The 21,835-nt window shown below is 38.7% G+C and carries 20 protein-coding genes; 1 reads left to right on the plus strand and 19 read right to left on the minus strand.

The genetic code is table 11. The annotated features are described in order from the left end of the window. Positions 1 to 239 precede the first annotated feature (239 nt). Positions 240 to 1,193, minus strand: a complete 954-nt coding sequence (locus I6751_RS07730; RefSeq protein ID WP_196591139.1) for an AEC family transporter — start codon at positions 1,191 to 1,193, stop codon at positions 240 to 242. Positions 1,194 to 1,500: 307 nt separating this feature from the next. Between I6751_RS07730 and I6751_RS07735 the strand changes: the two genes are divergently transcribed. Then, positions 1,501 to 4,251 (plus strand): sigma-54-dependent transcriptional regulator, encoded by a 2,751-nt coding sequence (locus I6751_RS07735; RefSeq protein WP_196591140.1) that lies wholly within the window; start codon positions 1,501 to 1,503, stop codon positions 4,249 to 4,251. Positions 4,252 to 4,415: 164 nt separating this feature from the next. Here the strand turns inward: I6751_RS07735 and I6751_RS07740 are convergent, their stop codons facing one another. From I6751_RS07740 to yhbY, 18 genes are all read right to left on the minus strand, one after another. Next, positions 4,416 to 6,593, minus strand: coding sequence for a glycosyltransferase family 4 protein (locus tag I6751_RS07740; protein ID WP_330998623.1), 2,178 nt, complete (start codon positions 6,591 to 6,593; stop codon positions 4,416 to 4,418). A 185-nt stretch (positions 6,594 to 6,778) separates the two neighbouring features. Beyond that, a complete protein-coding gene (locus I6751_RS07745; protein WP_182188181.1) occupies positions 6,779 to 7,810 on the minus strand; it encodes a sugar phosphate nucleotidyltransferase in 1,032 nt (343 codons plus the stop codon). Positions 7,811 to 7,909: 99 nt separating this feature from the next. Continuing rightward, positions 7,910 to 8,887: a glycoside hydrolase family 130 protein gene (locus tag I6751_RS07750; RefSeq protein WP_182188182.1), complete on the minus strand. Its 978-nt coding sequence runs from the start codon at positions 8,885 to 8,887 to the stop codon at positions 7,910 to 7,912. A gap of 452 nt (positions 8,888 to 9,339) precedes the next feature. After that, complete coding sequence (gene pyrR / locus I6751_RS07755) at positions 9,340 to 9,894, minus strand: bifunctional pyr operon transcriptional regulator/uracil phosphoribosyltransferase PyrR (RefSeq protein ID WP_182188635.1); 555 nt, start codon at positions 9,892 to 9,894, stop codon at positions 9,340 to 9,342. Further along, positions 9,878 to 10,822: an RluA family pseudouridine synthase gene (locus I6751_RS07760; protein ID WP_196591141.1), complete on the minus strand. Its 945-nt coding sequence runs from the start codon at positions 10,820 to 10,822 to the stop codon at positions 9,878 to 9,880. Before I6751_RS07760 ends, pyrR begins: the two co-directional genes overlap by 17 nt. Beyond that, on the minus strand, positions 10,822 to 11,259 hold the full coding sequence (gene lspA, locus I6751_RS07765; RefSeq protein ID WP_196591142.1) for a signal peptidase II: 438 nt from the start codon (positions 11,257 to 11,259) through the stop codon (positions 10,822 to 10,824). Before lspA ends, I6751_RS07760 begins: the two co-directional genes overlap by 1 nt. A 17-nt stretch (positions 11,260 to 11,276) precedes the next feature. Next, positions 11,277 to 12,062: a YlmH family RNA-binding protein gene (locus tag I6751_RS07770; protein WP_196591143.1), complete on the minus strand. Its 786-nt coding sequence runs from the start codon at positions 12,060 to 12,062 to the stop codon at positions 11,277 to 11,279. Then, a complete protein-coding gene (gene proC, locus I6751_RS07775; RefSeq protein ID WP_196591144.1) occupies positions 12,062 to 12,862 on the minus strand; it encodes a pyrroline-5-carboxylate reductase in 801 nt (266 codons plus the stop codon). Before proC ends, I6751_RS07770 begins: the two co-directional genes overlap by 1 nt. 30 nt (positions 12,863 to 12,892) lie before the next feature. After that, positions 12,893 to 13,375, minus strand: coding sequence for a cell division protein SepF (locus I6751_RS07780; protein ID WP_196591145.1), 483 nt, complete (start codon positions 13,373 to 13,375; stop codon positions 12,893 to 12,895). Positions 13,376 to 13,386: 11 nt separating this feature from the next. Then, positions 13,387 to 14,076: a YggS family pyridoxal phosphate-dependent enzyme gene (locus I6751_RS07785; RefSeq protein WP_196591146.1), complete on the minus strand. Its 690-nt coding sequence runs from the start codon at positions 14,074 to 14,076 to the stop codon at positions 13,387 to 13,389. A gap of 144 nt (positions 14,077 to 14,220) precedes the next feature. Further along, positions 14,221 to 15,045: a peptidoglycan editing factor PgeF gene (gene pgeF / locus I6751_RS07790; protein ID WP_196591147.1), complete on the minus strand. Its 825-nt coding sequence runs from the start codon at positions 15,043 to 15,045 to the stop codon at positions 14,221 to 14,223. Positions 15,046 to 15,057: 12 nt separating this feature from the next. Then, positions 15,058 to 16,779, minus strand: coding sequence for a TIGR03960 family B12-binding radical SAM protein (locus I6751_RS07795; RefSeq protein WP_196591148.1), 1,722 nt, complete (start codon positions 16,777 to 16,779; stop codon positions 15,058 to 15,060). Between the two features lie 120 nt (positions 16,780 to 16,899). Next, positions 16,900 to 17,364, minus strand: a complete 465-nt coding sequence (nrdR, locus tag I6751_RS07800; protein ID WP_182188191.1) for a transcriptional regulator NrdR — start codon at positions 17,362 to 17,364, stop codon at positions 16,900 to 16,902. Between the two features lie 13 nt (positions 17,365 to 17,377). Further along, positions 17,378 to 18,169, minus strand: a complete 792-nt coding sequence (locus I6751_RS07805; protein WP_196591149.1) for a helix-turn-helix domain-containing protein — start codon at positions 18,167 to 18,169, stop codon at positions 17,378 to 17,380. Between the two features lie 79 nt (positions 18,170 to 18,248). Continuing rightward, the gene (gene nadD / locus I6751_RS07810; RefSeq protein ID WP_196591150.1) at positions 18,249 to 18,854 is read right to left on the minus strand and encodes a nicotinate-nucleotide adenylyltransferase; all 606 of its coding nucleotides are present in this window, start codon (positions 18,852 to 18,854) and stop codon (positions 18,249 to 18,251) included. 157 nt (positions 18,855 to 19,011) lie between these two features. After that, complete coding sequence (locus tag I6751_RS07815) at positions 19,012 to 20,265, minus strand: glutamate-5-semialdehyde dehydrogenase (RefSeq protein WP_196591151.1); 1,254 nt, start codon at positions 20,263 to 20,265, stop codon at positions 19,012 to 19,014. Between the two features lie 31 nt (positions 20,266 to 20,296). Beyond that, positions 20,297 to 21,424 carry a glutamate 5-kinase gene (proB, locus tag I6751_RS07820; RefSeq protein ID WP_196591183.1) on the minus strand — a complete coding sequence of 376 codons (1,128 nt, stop codon included), beginning with the start codon at positions 21,422 to 21,424 and terminating at the stop codon, positions 20,297 to 20,299. A 100-nt stretch (positions 21,425 to 21,524) separates the two neighbouring features. Beyond that, the gene (gene yhbY / locus I6751_RS07825; RefSeq protein ID WP_182188196.1) at positions 21,525 to 21,830 is read right to left on the minus strand and encodes a ribosome assembly RNA-binding protein YhbY; all 306 of its coding nucleotides are present in this window, start codon (positions 21,828 to 21,830) and stop codon (positions 21,525 to 21,527) included. Positions 21,831 to 21,835: the final 5 nt, after the last annotated feature.

Consider the following 21,835-nt stretch of genomic DNA (forward strand, 5'->3'; position numbering starts at 1 on the left):
CCGTTTATCTGGTTGTATTGATAAAATTTCAGGACAGCTTTTAGATAGAAATATCGCAGTTTACCATTTTCATTCATGAATACACAATATGTACCACTGCCCTTATTTTGTATGGCAGTGGGATATGTGTACCTTTATGGTCAAATACTAATTGTGTGACAGTCTATTGTTTTCCAGATTATAATGGTATATTTTTGGGGTTATAATCGTTAATTATAGCAAGGATACCAGGCTTTGTTTTATAGATAAATAAATATATAATAGACAGGAAATACAATGATGAAGAAGATGGCTGTGGTTATCATAAAAATAGCTGTAGCCATGTTTGTATTTAATTTGTAAAGTTGACTTATTGCAATAGAATTTATAGCAGCAGGTGCAGCACCTATTAAAGTCATTGTGTTAATGAAAAGTGAATCAGTACTTATCAAGGAAAAAACTGTATAAGTCAGTAATGGCAGGATAATGAATTTTATTGGCAGCATCATTAAAGATTCCCGCAGATAAAATTTTAAAGCTGAAAATTTTAATAGAAAACCAATTGGCAGCATACCTATCCATGCACCGATATGGACGAATGAATCGAATATCACAGGAAATATCGTTGGTCTGGGTACATGATTTATAGATAATAGAAAACCCGCCAGTACACCGATGAGAGCCAATTGATTCCAGCTGATGAATATATCGCGCCATTGCGGTTTAAAAGAAGCTTTGAAAGAACGAGCCTGGGATAACTGTTTATAATAACCGGCTAAAGGAATGCAAAACAGCAATGTAAATATATTTTGAAATATAGCAACTGCCTGTACATACGCAAAACCAATCTCACCATATAAAACGAAGCAGCATAAGCCGACGAGAGTGCCGATGTTTGAAAGATATCCGGTTAGTAAAAAAGAGCCTTCAGCGCATGGATTTTTAAGATGCCTGCTTAAAGGATATGAAAGAAGTCCAGGGATAATGCATACCAGAATCCCATAAAGTGGTATACTTAGGAATTTACTGTTGATATCCATCAGCCAAAAACTGCCCAAGGCCAATACTGTGGCAATAAATCTTATATTCAACTTCAGCAGCAGATTACAGGTCGTAATGCCCATCCATTTCTTTTTATGCAGTATATACCCAATAATGAGTGGTAAAATCAAGTCAATAAAAATGTAAATTATGCGTGTGTTTGATTGTTCCATTTGACATACCCTTCGAAATTTTACTTTCCTTCTATTACCATAGATAAAGATAATGTTAATGTCAACAGTTTGCATGTATTTTTTGTTATACGGATAAAATCAAGCGATAAAAACGGGTTTAGATTCGGCCCCTTGTAAACCTGCCGTATATCTGCGATAATATATATTATAAAATAATATGTGTCGGCATTTATCTATTGTTGCGATATAAAATGTAAAAAAATTTAGAAGTTTTAATCAACATATTTGCAAAAATAGATTGGAACCAATAGGACAAGCTGATTATATTTACTGGGAGTTTTATTTTATGAAACGTATTGACCGTATATATGCATATATAAAAGGAATATATAACGACAGCAGAGTAAGAGAAAAGGGTGTCACGGCTGCGGCAATAGCTCAGCAGCTGGATATACTGCGCAGTAATGTCAGCCGTGAGCTCAATGAGCTTTATCGTCAAAAGAAGATATGTAAATCAACCGGGCGACCTGTATTATATTTTTATGATGATGGCAAAGTTAAGAATACCGTCAGACAGAAAAAGACTGATAATTTGTCGGATAATATTCATGATACGCACTCTAATACAGCTTTTTGCAAGTTCGTTGGATCTAGTTTAAAACCGCAAATTGATCAGGCGAAAGCAGCAATAATTTACCCGCCTGATGGTCTTCATACGCTTATTTTGGGTCAAACCGGTGTCGGAAAGACGCTGTTTGCCCATATGATGTTTGATTATGGTTGTGAAGTAGGACGATTTAAAAAAGATGCGCCGTTTATAACATTCAACTGCGCTGATTATTATAATAACCCACAGCTTTTGATATCACATATATTTGGACATATGCGCGGTGCTTTCACCGGAGCTGACACAAATTCAATCGGATTGATCGAATCAGCTGATGAGGGAGTCTTATTCCTTGATGAAGTTCATCGCCTGCCGCCGGAAGGCCAGGAAATGATTTTTTACTTTATGGATACCGGAACTTTTAATCGCTTGGGAGAAACCAAACGGGAACGAAAAGCACGTGTTTTGATTATCTGCGCTACTACCGAAGATCCTGAATCTGTTTTGACAAAAACATTTCAGCGACGTATTCCCAATATTATTCAAATTCCACCATTAACAGAGCGCCCAATCGAGGAAAAGCTGGAGATAACAAAATTATTATTTTTAAAGGAAGCCCATTTTATCAAACGTCCGATAAAAGTCAGCGGTGATGCCATAAAGGCACTTATTGGCAGCATCGGGCCGGGAAATGTAGGTCAATTAGAGTCTAATATACGATTGCTGTGTGCCCAGGGATTGCTGAATATAAAAAATCGTAAATATATAGAAATAGACTATCATATATTGCCCCAGCAGATAAAATCAGGAATCTTGGCAATGAGCACTAAACGGCAGGACATGGCGGCCATTTCTGCTACGATTGGCAATGAATTTTATGTTACGCCAAATAGTAAGGGGAAACTGCCTAAAGAAGTTGAAGATGAAAAATTTAATCTTTACCAAATGGTTGAAAATAAAGTAAAAATTTTGCGAAGTGAAGGCATTGCTGATGATGTTATCCAGCAAGTGATGATTGCCGATGTGAATGCATATTTAAAAGATTTTTATATAAAACAAAAGCAAAATGTTAAATTATCGGTTCATGATAGATTGTTAAAAATTATTGATGCCGATATGGTAGATTTTACTCAACAAGTGGCCGATGTTGTGGCCCGGCGGATTAATCTAGTGTCCAAGGAGAGATTTTTGTATGCTTTTGGATTGCATTTAAGCTCGCTATTTGCCAGAATAAAAGAAAAAAAACAGCTGCGCAGTTCTTCTTTATCCGGTATGGTGGATACAACTACCATTGAGTTTGAACTGGCGCAGGAAATAAAAAAAATTATTGAGCAGCATTATGACCTGGTTATTGCAGATTCTGAAACCGAATATTTTGCCATGCTGCTACAGTCATTAAAGGAAGAAGATATCACTGATAAAATAGTGATAGCGGTCGCTATGCATGGTAATTATACGGCAAGTTCGGTTTGTGATGTTGCCCGCAAACTTTTTAGCGCGACAAAAGTACAGCTGATACCATTTGATATGCCACTGGAATGTAAACCTAATGAAATGCTGGGAAAAATAACCGATAAATTAAGGACGATAAATTGCAGCCAGGGCGTTCTGCTAATGGCTGATATGGGATCATTATGTAATTTTGGGGCGCTTATTGAGGAACAGCTTAATATTCCGGTCATGACAATAAATATGGTTACGACACCATTGGTTTTAGAGGCAATGCGCAAGGTGGATATGGCGGGAATAACTCTGCCGGCAGTATATGATTCATTGAAAAGTTTTGGCGGATATGATGACAGTACGATCTTACCTGATACTAAAAAAGCAGAAAAAAGTGATGCAATTATCACTATCTGTAGTTCCGGTGAAGGTACAGCTGAAAAACTGAAACAGATAATTTTTGATATTTTGATCAATGCGGGGATACTTAATATAAAAATTATTCCGTTGAGCCTTTATGATATGAAGGAAAATATAAAAAAATTATCGGAAAAATATAACATCGTAGCTTCAGTAGGTGTTGTCAATCCCCAGATAGATGCTCCGTTTATACCACTGGAAACCTTGTTGGGCGGCAGAGAAAATGCTTTGTTGTGTCATCTGCCAATGGTAGGAAATCATGTTGCAGCGGGTAAAAAGGATAATAATGTTGTACTGCGACATTTATGCAGGGATGCGCTGCATGACATGCTGTTGTATCTTAATCCTGATAAAGTAATTAATTTATTGTTAGAGTTTACGGAAAGATTAGAAAAACTTTTTGACAGTGATTTTTCCAATGCGCAGAAATTAAAAATAATAGTCCATACCGGCTGTGCCTTGGAACGTCAGGTAATACATAATACCATAAAATATAATAGCAAATTAGCCGGAAAAATTGATGCCGACAAATTGTCTAAAGTCGCCGAAGCTGCCAGTGTGTTTGAAAAAATTTTGCAGTTAAAACTGAATAAAGATGAATTGTGCTATATTGCCGCAATGGTTTGATTATAACGATATGGAGAACATAAAGGACTGTCACACATAGACATTTAATTCATAAATATGCAACTTCCGTTTATCCATTTTTAGAAAGGAAAACGGCCGTATAACAACGGTAGCATCTTTATGAGGTCAATGCTGTTCGTGCGTCAGTCCTTTATATTGGTTATTTAATTACTGCCGCTTGTCATGATGGTTGCAGCCAGTATCCATGCTATAAGGCTTTCTGAGCCTTCATTTTTGTTTAGCCCAGTGGAAGTGATTCCATCAATGCAACCGCCGGAATGGGTGTCAATGGTAGAACGGCCGGCAATATTTTTACCAAGATACCATTGATAGCAACTATGGGCACGCTGCAGATAGATCGGTTCATGAGTTATTTTATAGGCTTTTACACATGCTAATAAAGTTGAACATGCTTCGACGGGCTGCTCATCATATATAGCAGGGGATTGTCCTTTCATTAACCAACCCTTGCATCCGACCGGATGAAAAATATCATCGATAAAAGTTTTTTTCAATAAAAAATCCAGACTTTTTATACCGATTGATTTATACGTATCTTTAGTGGTCACTGAATAAGCATGGAGCATTGCCGCCGGTAAAACAGCATTGCAATAGGTAATCTGTGTGTCAAACCAATGCCAGTCCGGTTCGTCATACTTATCATAAGCCAGAGCAAGTTCGGAAGCTAATTTATTAACAATTGTGAAATTTTCCGGGTCGTGCAGCAAAGAAAGGCCAACGATCGAGTAAGCTTTGGCCCGTATAAATGAAAGTGATTTATAATGGGGCAATGTATTTTGCAATAATTTGGCCGCAGTATTGCGAATATCGGCAGGCAAACAATTAAGTGACGCCGTAAAACCAAGTGACCAAACACATCGGCCAAAACAGTCTTCAGATCCTTTTTCTTCTATAAAACGGCGGCTGTAATCCATAAAATTACGGAACCAGCCGTTGGACTGAGCGTAAATTAAAAAACGCAGATAAATTACAAGCAGCTCAAGATATTTATCATTTCTGGTGGTTTTAAATAACCAGCCGGCCATTATCATTGCACGGGCATTATCATCACTTGTGTAGCCCTCAGAAGGATCAGGAACGGAATTTAGGGCATGCTGAAATATACCAGTATCATCGGTCAGGCGAAATATATAAGTATCATCAGGCAATTCACTTTTAATGATAATATTTGAAGTATGGCAAACCGTCTGAAATATTTTAGCATAATGCTGGGCGACCGACTGCCAGCGTAAATCTTTGCCTAACAATAATGTCTTTTCTTCCATTAATTTTTTTTCATCAGGATGTTCAATTATATAATTTATACAATTGCTTAAAGACATGCTGTCCTCAAATTTTGCCAGAAGGCCGCGGTCTTCTGCAAGCATTTCCTGTGCGTAAGGATAAGGCGTGGAGACGATTACCCGACCGCAGCCGGTGGCGTAAGCTAAAGTGCCACTTACAGCTTGTTCTTGTCCGAGATATGGGGTCATATAAATATCGGAAAGCTTGAGCCAGCGCACTATCTCTTGCTTAGTAAGATATTTGTTGACAAAGGAAACATTGTTTTGCAAATCGTAATCGCGAACTAATTTTTTTAATAAATTACGATAACTTTCCCCATATGATTTACGAATGACCGGATGTGTCTGACCTAAAATTAAATAAAGAATATCAGGATGTTTTTGTGTTGATTGTCTGATGGCATCAATACCATAATCTATTCCTTTGCTTGGACTTAAAAGACCAAATGTGGATATAATTGTGCGCGATTCGAACCCAAACTCTTGCTTTAGGGTCTCACGGCTGGGGAAATTAAAATAAGGAACACCATGATGTATTTTTTCTATTTTTTCAGGAACAGCTCCATATATTTCCTGTAATAATTTACGGGAATTTTCGGCCATAATGATTATTTTTTTACTTTTTTCGCATAAACATGCCAAAATTTTTTGTTGAATTTTTTCAGGTTTTGGTAAAACAGTATGCAGGGTTGTTAATAATGGTTTTTGTAATTTATTCACAAAATCCAGCAGATATTCACCACTGTCACCACCAAAAATACCATACTCGTGTTCAATTACTACGGCATCTATATCAGACAGATTTATTTTGTCAGCAATAACGGTATAGCTTTGTCGGTCCTGCTGAGGAATACTGAATATAACATCGGAGTCATATTTATAATAATCATCTCGTACCGCTATGACTACAGGGGTTATTTGAGGAAGTTTTTTTAGCTCACGGATAAGATCCTGGGTAAAGGTGGCAATACCGCATTTTTGTGGGGGATAGGTACTTAAAAAAGCAATTTTGAAAGTAGAATTATTAATGATAAACACTTCCTTACAATATGCAATAATGTTTAATAATTCAATAAATTAGATTGAATTTTTTGGAAATAATATTGGAAATATTAAAAAAAATATCTGTCGAAAAATCGGTATTACTAACTGGCAAATGGAATTAGTACTTATTCATTGGTGTGGGTATGTCTGATATTATGTCATATTCTATCGAAAAAATTTTATATAAATTTTTTTAATCTGGGTGTTATTATATTTTTTTGAAATGTATCGCTTATGATGCTTTTGTCAGTGATAATGCAGCGATCTATCCGGGCGTGGTTTTTCACAGTAATTTTATTCCATAAAATACTGTTGGCAATAACACTTCTTTCTCCAATTATACTGTTGTTGCCGATTATTACGCGCGGACCGACTACCGCACCAGCTTTGATCTGGACATTTTTTCCAATGTATATTGGTCCACGCAGTATGGCAGACCGGCTTATTTGAGTATTAACATCACTATAGACAGCGCGATGATGAAAATCGGTTTCTGCCAGACAGAATTTCCCTTCGAAGCTGTCGCGATTAGCCCGGACATATTTTTCCGGTGTACCAATATCAAGCCAGTAATTGCAGCCCCTGTATACAGCAATTTTTTTGCCATCCTGTAGAAGCTGTGGGAATATTTCCTTTTCAACAGAAACAGCGTGACCGGTTGGTATGTGTTCCAAAACCTCCGGTTCAAAGATATACACACCGGCATTTATAAAATGGGAGACTATTTCATTAGGATCCGGTTTTTCGCAGAAGGATAATGCATAACCATTCTTGTCATATTCAATGACACCGTAAGCAGAGGGATCTTCTACACGCGTTACGGCAATAGTCACAGCGGCATGCTGACGCTTGTGATAACGCAGCATTTCGCTGAAATTTATATTGCTCAGGATATCAGCATTAAAGACAAAAAAAGTATCATTAAGTAATTTTGCACAGTTTTTTATAGCACCGCCGGTTCCCAGTGGGGAGTTTTCCGATATATAGCGAATATTTAATCCGAAAGCTGAGCCATTGCCAAAATATTGCTCGATACACTCAGGTTTATAGCAAATACTTAAAATAATATCGTGTATACCATGTAATTTTAAAAGATTCATGTTATGTTCAAGTAATGGTTTGCCCATAATCGGAACCATTGGTTTGGGAATTTCATAGGTTAGAGGATAAAGACGAGTACCCTTACCACCAGCTAAAAATAATGCCTGCATGTTCAATTCCTTCTTTCATTTCATGCACAACAAGCGAAATATAAACCGCTATTGATAAGATTGAGATTAATTTACGGCAATTACGAGATATAAACCTGATTATGAATTTTCTGGTGTGGGACAACTTTCGATATAAGATAGAATTTCATCTAATGAAGCTGTAGCAAGGGCGATACAAGTATCAGCGGCACCATAATACATTTTAATTTTATTGTCATTCGGATTTAGCAACCAGCCGCACGGAAATACGATATCCCGGACATCGCCTTCTTTTTCATAATATTCCTGTGGTCCAAATACCCATTCGTCACTGCGATGTAAAACTTTTAATGGGTTTTCGAGATCAAGCAGAGCAAACCCAAGACGATAAATTGCCCCTGAAGCAGTTTCACGTACGCCATGGTACAATATTAACCAGCCGCGGTCCGTTTTTAAAGGTTGGGCACTTATGCCGACTTTGCTGCCATCCCACCAGCTGCCGCCGCGAGCATTGATGAGGACTTTATGATTGCCCCAGTATTTTAAATTTTCTGAGCAGGAAACCCAGATATGGGCACCGTGTTCTATAGGACGATGAATCAGTATCCAGTGTGAATTAAACCGGCAGGGAAATAGTACGGCATCCTTGTCTTCCGGTGGCATAATTGGACCCATGCGTTCAAAATCAACAAAATCATCAGTAAGCGCCAAGCTGACTACCGGTCCGCACGATGAGTATGCAGTATATGTAACAGCATATTTTTTTAATTCATCAATATAGGTGATACGTGGATCTTCAATACCCCAGGCTTCTTCAGGATGTTCATTACTGGAAGAAAGAGTAGGAGTTCTGTCAATTGTCCAATTGCTTATTCCATCATCACTGATTGCTTTAGTAAGATGGGAAAAACCTCGCCGATCTTCTACTCGGGCTAATAATAAAACTTTATTGTCAAAAAAAGTAGCAGCTGGGTTAAGAACTACATTTACCGGGTATGGCCAATCCTTTGCTGTAAGAATTGGGTTATACGGATAACGATGAAAAAGTTCCTTAAAAGTATTATCACCGGCGTTTAAACGTGTTTCAAAATAATTCAATTTATCGTGCTCCCTTATGAAAAAGTGCTGGAATCAGAAGATTTCTGATGCCAGCACTAAGAATATTGGTATTATGTCAACACTTTAGCCCATATATTAATACAATTTATTGCTGTATTAAATTATCAAGAATAGACAGCTGAAGTGTTATTTATTTGATATCGTGCAATTAAGGCAAATAAATGAAATCTCCTGTGTTTGTTAAATATAGTTGCTGCAATAATAGTAAAAAAACACCCATATTACTAAAACAGTAATCGTCCATAACTATAATTTATACCTTTATGACACCAATGTCAACTTTTTAAATAATGCAAAAATTTTGTTATTTGGTGATTTACAGGAAATATCATAAGAAAAGCAGGCTCTAATCTTATTTTTATACAAGTTAGAGCCTGTTTTAATACGTCAATAATAGTATTTGTTTACAATGGATATAATTATATCAGAAATTAAGTAGTTTTTGATTCCCTGATAATTACTTGTTCATTATTATCAATGCTATCAAGCTGGACACTGATTATTTCAGCAGCCGCTGTAGGGACGTTTTTTCCGACGTAATCGGCCCGTATAGGCAGTTCACGATGTCCTCGATCTATTAAGACAGCCAGCTGAATAGCATGTGGCCGACCCAGATCAGTAAGTGCATTTAATGCGGCTCGAATAGTGCGTCCGGTATAAAGAACATCATCAACAAGAATGATGGTTTTTTTTGTGATATCACAAGGCAGCTTTGTTTCTTTGACTAACGGTTGATAAGCAAGTGTTGATAAGTCATCACGGTATAATGTTATATCCAATGTACCTACCGGTACTGTTGCCGGTTCAATATTGGCAATTTCGTCAGATAATCGTTTGGCTAAGGGAACACCTCTGGTGCGTATACCAACGAGAATCAAATTTTGTACGCCCTTATTTTTTTCAATTATCTCATGGGCAATACGAGTTAAAGCACGATGGATGCCCTGTTTATCCATTAAAACTGTTTTATCAATAAGCTGAGTCATTTTTGCCACATCCAATCTCGTTGTGTAATATATTGATTAAATGGTTCATATCGTCCGGAATAGGAGCGGTGAAAAGCATTTCCCGACCGGTGACAGGATGGTGCAGCTGCAGAGTGTAGGAATGCAGTGCTTGTCCCATTATGAGTTTATCAAGCGGTTTTTTACATTTTGAATAAGTCGGATCACCAAGCAGCGGGTGGCCGATATATGCCATATGTACACGAATTTGATGAGTACGACCTGTTAACAGTCGGCATTTTACCAGTGTATACTGGCGAAAATGTTCCAGAGTCTTAAATAAAGTTGTGGCGGGTTTACCTTTATCGATTAATACAGCCATTTTCTTTCTGTCCACCGGGTGGCGGCCGATATTGCCATTTATTTGTCCGGCAGTTTCACTGATATTACCGTTGACTATAGCGAGATAGCAGCGTGTTGCAGTTTTACTGCTGATTTGTTTGGCAAGGCTTAAATGAGCTGCATCCGTTTTTGCAGCAACCATGACTCCGGATGTATCCTTGTCAAGTCGATGCACAATTCCGGGTCTGATAATGCCGTTTATACCCGATAGATCATGGCAGTGATATAAAAGAGCATTGACTAGTGTTCCGCTGTATACACCCGGTGCAGGATGAACAATCATGCCCCGGCATTTATTTATAACGATGATATCAGAATCCTCATATAATATATTGAGTGGAATATTTTCTGGTTTGATGGTAAGTGGCTGCGGAACAGGGATGCTGACGCGGATCAAGTCACTGTACTTTATGCGATGATTGGCTTTGACATTTTTCCCATTGACAGATACATTTCCTGTTGCAATCAATTTTTGGATATTGGAGCGGGACAATTTATCAAGTTGTGCAGCCACAAATAAATCAAGCCGCTGTCCGTCCTGTTCAGAGCGATATTCATATGTTTCCATTACTCAGGCAATCCTTTTGTTAAAATATAATACATTATTATTATAACGCCGCTGACGATTGCTATATCAGCTATATTAAAAATCGGCCAGATATGAAAATCAAAAAAATCTACAACAATACCTAACCGTATGCGGTCAATCAGGTTCCCGACAGCACCGCCAAGCAATAATGCACAGCCCAGTCGGATAGATGACGGTTGTTTTTTGAGATAAGGATAAAAATAAACACTACCCAAAAGTATGAACAGTGTGGCGACAATAAAGAAGAAGCGTTGATGTTCGAGAATGCCGAAAGCAGCGCCGGCATTTTGGATGTAAGTGATGCTGAATATATTTTTAATAACGGGAAATGACATTCCCGGCAGCATTGTTGCCTGCACATAAAATTTAACCAACTGGTCAACAATAATTATAGCTGCGATACATGCTATAAACATAATAATATCTCCAAGTTTTATATATATCGTTTCAGTAATATACCGGTACGGCCCTTTTTAGTTTTTCCCCTTATCGCGGTGACTTCCAGTCTGCCGCGACCACGCATAGAAATAATGTCACCCGCTTTTACAGTGCGTGAAGGACTTGTTACCGGCTGCCAGTTTAATTTCAATTTGTCCGATTCGATATCCGCAGCCATTTTGCTGCGGGAAGCACCGTAACCGGCAGCAGCAATGGAATCAATGCGCAGTGAAGCGACTGTAGCTGAAATTTCCTTGCAGCGTTCTTCTCTGGCCGGGATGGTCATCAGGCTGCCAGAAGAGCAGGATACAGCAGCGGCACCTATTTGTGTAAGATTGTTGATAATAAAGTCACCTATTTGAGCGGTGCAGATTATTTTAGCACTGCCGGCGGTAATGAGCAGGTCACCGATATGGCACCGGTCTACACCCAGACCAAGCAAAGCGCCAAGTACATCACGATGGGAAAGATGATAAAATTTATCATTCCAGGCAGCCTCAATTACTTTAAGGTCAACGTTTATTTTTCCGGGAAAGTCTGAATGAATAAAAATAGCACATTGACGTTCAGCACCATCATAACCACCATTGAATTCAACGCGGATGTCAGGATAATTTGCCGCAATAGTCTCAGCGATTTCCTGTCCGTAAGGATCTAAAAAATCACTTGTGCGGAATTTTTGTGTTTTTTTTACAGCTTCAGCATTATCGAGGAGATGAACAGCATAAATTTCACCCTCGGTACCTTTATAAAAACGGATTATTTTTTCACGATCAGCCATTAGATTTTCCCCATTGATCTGGATTTGACAACAGCTGCTGTTACAGTGTCGATTAAAGCACCGCGAACACCATGTTCTTCCATTACCTGGACACCTTCGATGGTTGTTCCGCCGGGAGATGTTACTTGATCACGCAATTGCGCAGGATGAAGCCCTGTTTCAAGCACCATTTTTGCTGAACCGAGAACGGTCTGGGCAGCGAGTTTTATTGCGGCATCACGTTTTAGTCCGGCTTTTACACCAGCGTCTGATAAGGCATCAATAATAATAAATATAAAAGCAGGACCGCTTCCAGATAAACCGGCAACAGCATCCATCAATTTTTCCTCAACAATTATTGCGGCACCTGCAGCAGCAAATATTTTTTCAGCAGTAACACTGTTGGTTTCATTTACATGCGAGCCAAGTGAAATAGCTGACATGCCGGCTCCCACAGCCATTGGTGTATTGGGCATAACCCGAACAACCGGATTTTGCGGGAATGATTTTTCTAAGACGGACAAAGTTAATCCGGTTACAATTGAAATTATCATTGTGGTCGGATTGACAGTATTTTTTATCTCATCAATTGCTTTTTTTGCCGTTTGCGGTTTTATGGCCAATATAAGAACATCAACGTTTTTAATAAAATTGTCGGAACCAACATAAGCATTTATATTATATTTATTTTTTAAGTATTCACAGCGGGAGGCTTTGTGATCGGAAACAAAGACATTTTTTTCCGGCAGTAAATTTTGGGAGGTAATGCCGCATACTATGGCCTCAGCCATGGCGCCGCCACCGATAAATCCTATTTTCATTAAAATCACTCCAGTATTATTAATATAAAATTATTCCCAGGGAAGTTTATCATCCTGAGATGGTTGCGAACGACGGGATGGCGGATCGGAAAAAGTCACATTTACATTGTTAGGGGCACATAAAAATATATGTTGACCTACTTTTTTTATATCGCCGGCTAAAGCATATGTGGCACCGCTAATAAAATCGATGATCCTTTTAGTAGTATCATCATTGGTATTTTCAAAATTCAGAACTACCGGTTTGCGTGCCTTAATATGGTCGGCAATTTGCTGGGCGTCATCGAAGGAAACCGGTTCGATAATAATAACTTTCATTTGTCGATTTGTTCCGGCTGAACCACTGTTGGCAGAATAGGCTGCTGACTGAAAATCCACAATATTATCCTGATTATTCATGTCATTGTATTCGGACGGATCACCGTCAAAATCTCTGTCTTGCATACTATCGGAATTCTTGTTTTTATCGTCGTTAAGGCCTATTTTGCTGCCAAACTTATCGAACAAACTCATAATAATCCTCCTTAATATTGGCGTGGGCCAAATATTGCGGTGCCTACACGCACAATGTTGGCTCCTTCTTCTACAGCAATTTTATAATCATGTGTCATTCCCATAGAAAGATAACGGATATCGGCATTATGGAAATGCAGATGTTTTACTTTTTCAAATAATGTGTACATCTTTTTAAACATTGGCCGGACTTGCTCCAAATTATCCAAATTTGGAGCAATAAACATAAGACCCTGCAGTTTTAATGATGACAGATTATCTACATCCTGAAGCAATGCATTTAAATCTTCGATATATATTCCAGTCTTGCTTAATTCTTTTACTAAATTGACTTGGATCAGTATATTTTGTATCTTATTCAGTTTAGCGGCTTCTTTATCTATGGTTTCAGCAAGTTTAATACTGTCGACCGATTCAATGAAATCAAACATTTTTACAGCATGCTTTACCTTATTAGTTTGTAAATGTCCGATTAAATGCCAGGCAACCTGACGGTCAAGCTGTCCGTATTTTTCCCAAGCTTCCTGAACACGATTTTCACCGATTGTATCAGCTCCGGCATCAATAGCTTCACGCATTTCAGCAACGGTATGATTTTTGGTTACCGCAATTAACTTGATTTTTTTAGACATTGTCGCCTGACGTTTTTTAGCAGCTTCAATAATGCATTGTTCCACTGATAATAGATTTTCTTTAATCATCAATATATACTCCTTTAAAGACAGAATAATTCGCCTGTACGATAAGATTACGGCCAATGATCATCGTCTTTAATGTTAACTATAATAAATTCCCCTTAAACAAAAGGTTTTCCTGCAATAATTATACCCTTTTAACAATAAAATTTAAATGTTATTTAAACAAATTACAGCAGCATGACGGCCAGTTTTTTCCTTATCGGCTCTATATGAATAAAAAAGTGAAGAATTACAGCTGGTGCATGGACTTTCAGCAGCAATGTTGCAAGATAAAAGGCCATGTATTGTGAGCAGTGCCTTATTGGCTTCATAAAGTGAAAGATGATAACGGTCATTTTGTTTAACTAGTATGTGGTCAAGGGTAAAATGAGCGGAATCATTAAATAAAGCAGCAAACTTGTCAGCAACTTCATTACCTATTTCGTAACAACACTGTCCGATGCAAGGACCAATACCGGCAATACAGTCTTGTGGATTGGTTTTATAAGCCCTGTGCATTGTGTGCAATGTACTGGCGGCGATATCGCCAACAGTCCCGCGCCAGCCAGCGTGAGAAAGACCAACTGCTTTATGTACCGGATCATATATCAAAAGTGGTGCACAATCGGCAAAAAAAAGCATTAATGGAGTATTGGGAACATCGGTTACTAATCCGTCGGTACCGGCAATAGTGTCATTAAGACTAAGTGTACCTTTGCCGCGATCAACCTTGGTCACAATATGAACATGAGTACCATGTATTTGTTCGCAACACACAGTATTTTGCAGGGAAAGATTCAGCTGTGAACAAAAAATATGCCTGTTTTCAATTACCTTATCAGGGACATCAGCAACATGCAGACCCAGATTTAATGATTTGTAATAAGAGTCGCTGACCCCGCCAATGCGGGTAGAGATGCCATGAATAAAATTTTTTCGATATTTGTTAAGTAAATCAATTGTATATACAGATGGAAAACTATTATTGTACATTTGCAGCTCCTTTCAGCAAACACCGCAGCGCCGGCAATTTTCAAAACATTTCAAGGTAGGTTTTTCTTGTTTTGCCATTTCTAATTCATGAATAAAATAGGATTTTTTTACTCCCATATCCAAAGTGTCCCATGGAAGAATTTCATCAGTGCAGCGCTGCCGATAAAGATAAAAATCTTCATCGATAAGGTGCTGTTTCATTACTTTAGGCAATAATTTCAAACTGCCGGATCTATATGTCTCAAGCAGAATTTGTGAAATGCGCCGGTCCCCACGGGCCAGAATGCCTTGCAGGCATGATTCTCTCGAAGATTCTGTCAGTACTTCAATACGTCGATCTTTTTTCAAAGTATTTTTGATATGTTTTAATATGATAGAGGTTGATTTGATATCAGCCATTGGCAGCCATTGGAAAGGAGTGAATGGCTTCGGCACAAAAGGATTTATACTCAAAGTCAATTTACCATGGGCATTGTGATCGTCCATATAAGCTCGCAGTTTATATGCCATAGTAATTATTGCTTCTGTGTCTTCAAAGGTTTCTTCCGGCAGTCCCACCATTATATACAAACGGAAATTTTTAATACCGGCTTTTATTCCCATATCCATTGCGCTATATAAGTGTTTATCTTCAATGCCTTTGTTGATAATGCGGCGAATCTTATCACTACCGGCTTCAGGAGCTAAAGTCAAGGTTTTTTGACCACTGGCTGCAAGAGAGTCAACTAACAGCTGCGTGACTGAATCGGCACGAAAAGAAGCTACAGACATAGGATGGTGGGTTTCATTGATAAATTGACAAATAGTATCTATTTGGGGATGATCTGAAACCGCCGCACCCATCAGGCCAATTTTTTTTTGTGACGGGACGGCTAAAATCATTTTTTTAATAGAAGCTACGCTTCTGTTGCGAGGTTTTCTGAAACAATAACCTGCCATACAAAAGCGGCAGTGGCGGCCGCAGCCACGTGCTGTTTCGATAAGATAAAAATTGAACTCAGTGTTATTACTGCTGATTACAGTATGTGCCGGATATGCATCAATATTTTTTATCCACTGCCGCGAAACTTTGCATGGAACATTATTTTGTGGTTCGATAGCCGATAATAAACCGGATTCACTGTAAAAGTGGTGATAAAAACATGGAACATATACGCCGGGAATATGGGCAAGTTTCAACAAAATATCATGACGTGAAATATTTTTACTGCGGCAGTCAAGATAGGCATCAAGAAGATTATTTATTGTTTCTTCTCCCTCACCAATGATAAAGGCATCGATAAATAATGACAATGGTTCGGGATTGAAAGTGGAACAGGGACCGCCGGCAATAACCAGTGGATCATGATCTTCCCGTTCACTGGATAAAAGTGAGACTTTTCCCAACTCCAGCATAGACAAAACATTGAAATAATCAAGTTCAAATGATATGGCAAAGCCGATAATGGCAAATTCATATAAAGCAGTCTGTGATTCAAGACTTAAAAGAGGGGTATTAGTCTGATCATACTGTTTTTGCAGATGTTTATCGGGCACGAAAAAACGTTCAGCGGCAGTATCAGGGCGGGAATTGATTTGATTGTAAATTATATGCATACCCAAATTGGACATACCAACATTGTATTGATTGGGATAACATAATGCAAAACGTGTGCGGATACCGGTGGGAAAGATGCTGTATCCGGTTTCATCATGCAATACACTTTGCAGGTAACTTTTAATTTTCCATGACAAAATTTATGCCTCCAGCGATAAAATATATAAAAATAAAAAAGACCATTGCCAGAACTTTAAGTATCAATAGCATAATATCTATTATGCCGATTAACAACAGTTTTGGCAACAGTCTTTTTATTATTTATTTCCCTTGGCAGCACGCAATTCTTTTAATTCTTGGGCAAAGTTATCAATATCAGTAAATTTGCGATAGACTGATGCAAAACGTATATATGCGACTTCATCAAAGCCTTTGAGACGCGCCATTACTAATTCACCAATTTTTTTGCTGGGAATTTCTGTTGACATCATATTGCGCAATTCTTTTTCAATATTGTCAGCAAAACGAATGATTGTTTCAGTTGGAATGTCCCTTTTATAGCAGGAACTGATAATTCCGTTGCGCAGCTTGTTGCGGTCGAATACAGCCCGGCGCCCGTCATTTTTTATTACGAACAGTGGAATGGTTTCTACTGTCTCATATGTAGTAAAACGCTTGCCGCATGCAGAACATTCTCGGCGGCGGCGTATTGATTTTCCGTCATCGACAGAGCGTGAATCAATTACGCGGCTGTCAATAGTTCCGCAAAATGGACACTTCATGGATACACCTGCTTTATTTTTTGATATCTTCCACTTTATTATCGGCAAATTTTTTAGTTACGACAGCACCGACAGCACCAAGGTTATCAATAGATTTGCCGTTGAAGGTAACTTTTGCTGCACCGGCATTGCCTAAAGTCATAGTAATATCTTTTTGTCCGTCCCAGTTAAAGGAACTACCCTTATCGACTGTCTTGCTGAAGACAGTTTTTCCATCTATAGTCACGTCTACCCAGCATTTATCATTAAAGACGGCATTTATATGCACACCACTTGTTTTTTCAACAGGAGATGCAGTCGGTGGAGCAGCTGTGGTCTGTGAAGATGGATTGGCAGGTACCGGATTAGGTGATGTTGGCGTAGAAAATGAGGAGAAAATAAAATAAGCTGCACAGGCAATTATTATTATTATGATGATTCCGCCAAAGACGATGTTGGAAAAGTTTCTTTTTTTCCGACGATATTTTATACGCTGATCAAGAGAGACAGCAGGTTTTTGCGGAACTGTCTCAGTGGTGATTGCCTGAGGTGTTCTATCAGGAGCAACGTTAGGTACACCAGCTGCCGGTTGTTCGGCAGGCTGCCTTTCAGCATAATACTTGTTTAACATTTCATCTTGATCAAGCCCTAAATACTTAGCATATGTTCTGATAAATCCCTTGAGGTATACTTCACCTCGAATTGTTTTGTAGTTACCCTTTTCTATGGCATCTAAATATAAAGTTCGTATATTTGTTTCACTTTCGACGTCCTTCAAAGTGAGCTGCTTTTTTTCTCGTTCTTGTCGAAAAATATCGCCAATCATGCCATTTTCTCCCTTCATAAAAGCACATTGTATTAATTATAGCGTATATCAGATTTTTTGACAAACTATAGAATTACAACTAGGTAAGGTATAAATGTTCCTTGCGAATGTATTGCTCAACAGTTTCGGGCAATATATACTTTATAGAATAGCCCTTTCGCAGACGATTGCGTATGTCGGTGGAAGATATTTCCAGTTCAGGTGTGGCGAGCTTGTGAATACGCTTTTCGCCCAATTCACCAAAATGTTTTTTTATGGCATCAACATCAGGTATACAGCCCTGTCGCGTAGCTGCAATAAACTGGCACATATCCAGTAATTCTTCAATACGATCCCATGTGGGCAGTTCCTGGACAGCGTCAGCACCGGTAATAAAATAAAATTCGGTGTCCTGTGGATATGTTTTGATCAATTCCCCAACAGTATCAATAGTATAGGATGGGCCCGAACGACGCATTTCAATATCAGAAACTTCGAAATAAGGATTGGAACATGTTGCAAGTAAAGTCATATTAAAACGATGAATAGCAGAAGTGATAGTAAGACCTGCCTTGTGGGGTGGATTGGCTGCCGGTATAAAAATAACCTGTTCCATTTTATATTCATCACGTACTGCCTCGGCAGTCATTAAGTGACCGTAGTGTATGGGATCAAAAGTACCGCCCATAATACCAATTTTTCTCATTGAAATGCTCCTGCTAAAGATTTTAGTAAAAAATATATTACCAGCATGATAATAAGCATAAATAAGATTGCCCTCAAGTAATCGAGACAATCATATTGTCCCTTTGGTGTATGAAGATATTGCTGTATAGTGTGCAGATAGCTGCATAGTTTATTCATCAGCGGATCTGCCCGTTCCCATCAATCAAATATTTCATAGTAGTTAAAGCGTTGAGACCCATAGGACCTCTGGCGTGCAATTTTTGCGTGCTGATGCCTATTTCAGCGCCAAAACCAAATTCAAAGCCATCAGTAAAACGGGTGGAAGCATTTACATAAACGGCAGCGGCATCAACGGCTTTTTGGAATAAACGGGCATTATTATAATTGTTGGTGATTATGACTTCCGAGTGGCCAGTATTATATTTATTAATGTGTTCTATAGCGGCATTGACATTATCGACGACTTTTATTGATAATATCAAATCGTGATATTCAGTGGACCAATCTTCTTGTGAGGCGGCAGTCATATCAGGATAAATAGCCTGCGTACGGGGACAACCTCTCAGTTCAACTTTATATTCGGCAAGTTTATCGGCGATAATGGGGATGAATTTGTCAGCAATATTTTTATGAACCAATAGTGTTTCTATAGTATTGCAGACAGCCGGCCGGGAAGTTTTAGCATTTATTATGATGTTTTGAGCCATATTGAAGTCGGCATCCTCATCAACAAAAGCATGGCAGATACCGGCGCCGGTTTCAATTACCGGAACGGTACTGTTTTTAACAACATAATTTATCAGACCGTTACCGCCACGGGGAATTATTACATCAATATGTTCGCGCAAATGAAGCATTTGGTTTACGATACTTCGGTCAGTTGAATCAATGAACTGAATGGCACCTTCCGGAATACCGGCTTGGTAGGCAGCCAATGCTAACATAGAACTTATTATCCTATTGGAATTTATTGCTTCGGAGCCACCGCGCAATATAATGGCATTGCCGGATTTTATGCATAGTCCGATAACATCGGCAGTAACATTGGGTCTGGCTTCATAAATTACTCCGACAACTCCGAGAGGTACACGCACTGCTCTTATGTCCAATCCGTTAGGACGGCGCATTTCCATTATGCCGCCGCCGATAGGATCGGGCAATGCCGCTATTTGACGCAGACCATCGGCAATTTGGTGAAGTCGTTCTTCATTGAGCATGAGACGATCAAGTAAAGCTGGACTGAGATTTTCATTACGTCCAGCTGATAAATCTAATTGATTTTCCGTTAAAATAAGTTTTTGTCGATGTTCGAGGCAATCGGCCATAGCTGACAAGGCATTATTTTTTTCCCGTGTTGACAAAGCTGCTAATTTGTGCGACGCATCATCGGCAGCTGCAGCCTGTTTGTTTAAAGCTGCCATCATTTCCATAAAGAAAACCCCCTTCTATAAAATAAATACTCTAAGTCATTAAAACCATATTATCACGATGGATAATTTCATCATACATTTTTCCTGTAATCAAGGAGGAAAATTCACGCGTGTTATGGCCCTTAATTTTAGCTAATACAGCAGAATCATAATTTATTATACCACGGGCGATTTCCCGTGAGTCCGGTGTCAATACCCGTACAGTGTTTCCTGCTGCAAACTCACCATCAAAATCTGTTATACCGGCTGCCAGAATACTTGAACCGTTGTTGACCAGGGCAAGTTCACAACCATGATCGACAGTAATACTGCCGGCAATATTTTTACCAAATGCCAGCCAGCTTTTCCGGCGTTTTAGATGCATTTCACGGGCTGGGAAAATCGTTCCAACATTCCTTCCGGCAATTATATCAGTTAAGATATTTTCACGACTGCCATTGGCAATGACCATAGTGACACCGGAACTGGTAGCAATTTTTGCTGCCTGTATTTTAGTGTACATTCCGCCTGTGCCGAATTTTGTACCGGCGCCACCGGCGGCCCGTTCAATTTTCGGAGTTATATTAGTTATTTTTTCAATGAATTTGGCATCCGGATATAGCTGAGGATTCTTATCATAAAGACCATCAATATCGGTCAGCAATATTAGTGCATCAGCATCGACTATACTGGCAACAATTGCTGATAAAGTATCATTGTCGCCAATTTTTAGCTGGTCAACAGCTACAACGTCATTTTCATTGATTATGGGGATGACCTGCATTTGCAATAAAGCTAGAAGTGCATTGCGGGAATTTATATATTGAGAATAGCGCACAGAATTTTCTTTTGTTAAAAGTACCTGAGCAACGGTTTGACCATATTCATTGAATAATTTTTCATAAATATGCATTAAAATGCCCTGACCGATTGCAGCCAATGCCTGTTTTTCCGGGACGTTGTCAGGTTTATGTTTTTTATTCATACGTGCCAAACCGGCACCGACGGCACCGGACGTGACCAATAGTATTTCTTTGCCTCTATTGTTCAAATCTGCCAATTGCCGTACAAGACATTCAATGCGTTGAATATTGAGTTTGCCTGTGGGATAATTCAGGGTGCTGGTCCCAATTTTAACGATGATGCGGCCGGCATTTTTAAGCCCGATTCTATCCGTCATAATACTTACCTTCATTCATTAGTGACTGTCAGTCTTTTTAAACAGGCGGACAGCTTGATTCAATAAATCATTCCGTAATAATGCTGATGTAATAGTTTATTTATTTAGGCAGTTCTACTTTGGGCTTTTTGAAATTCCTGCGGAATAAAAGTGCATTGCGGCCAATTATCTGCACCAGATCACAATTAGTTCGTTCAGCCAGTAGTTTTATAGAATCATCAGGTTCCTGCGGACAATTCTGCAAAACGCGTATTTTTATTATTTCACGTTTAGTTATGGCATCGTCGGTGCTTTTTACTACTGCAGGTGTAATACCTTCTTTGCCTACTTGTACGACCGGTTCAAGTTTTGTTCCCATAGCGCGCAAAAATCTTTTTTGTTTTCCTGTTAATGTGTTGCGAATCAAAATAT

The sequence above is a fragment of the Pectinatus frisingensis genome, from assembly GCF_015732285.1.
GTDB classification, from domain to species: domain Bacteria; phylum Bacillota; class Negativicutes; order Selenomonadales; family Selenomonadaceae; genus Pectinatus; species Pectinatus frisingensis.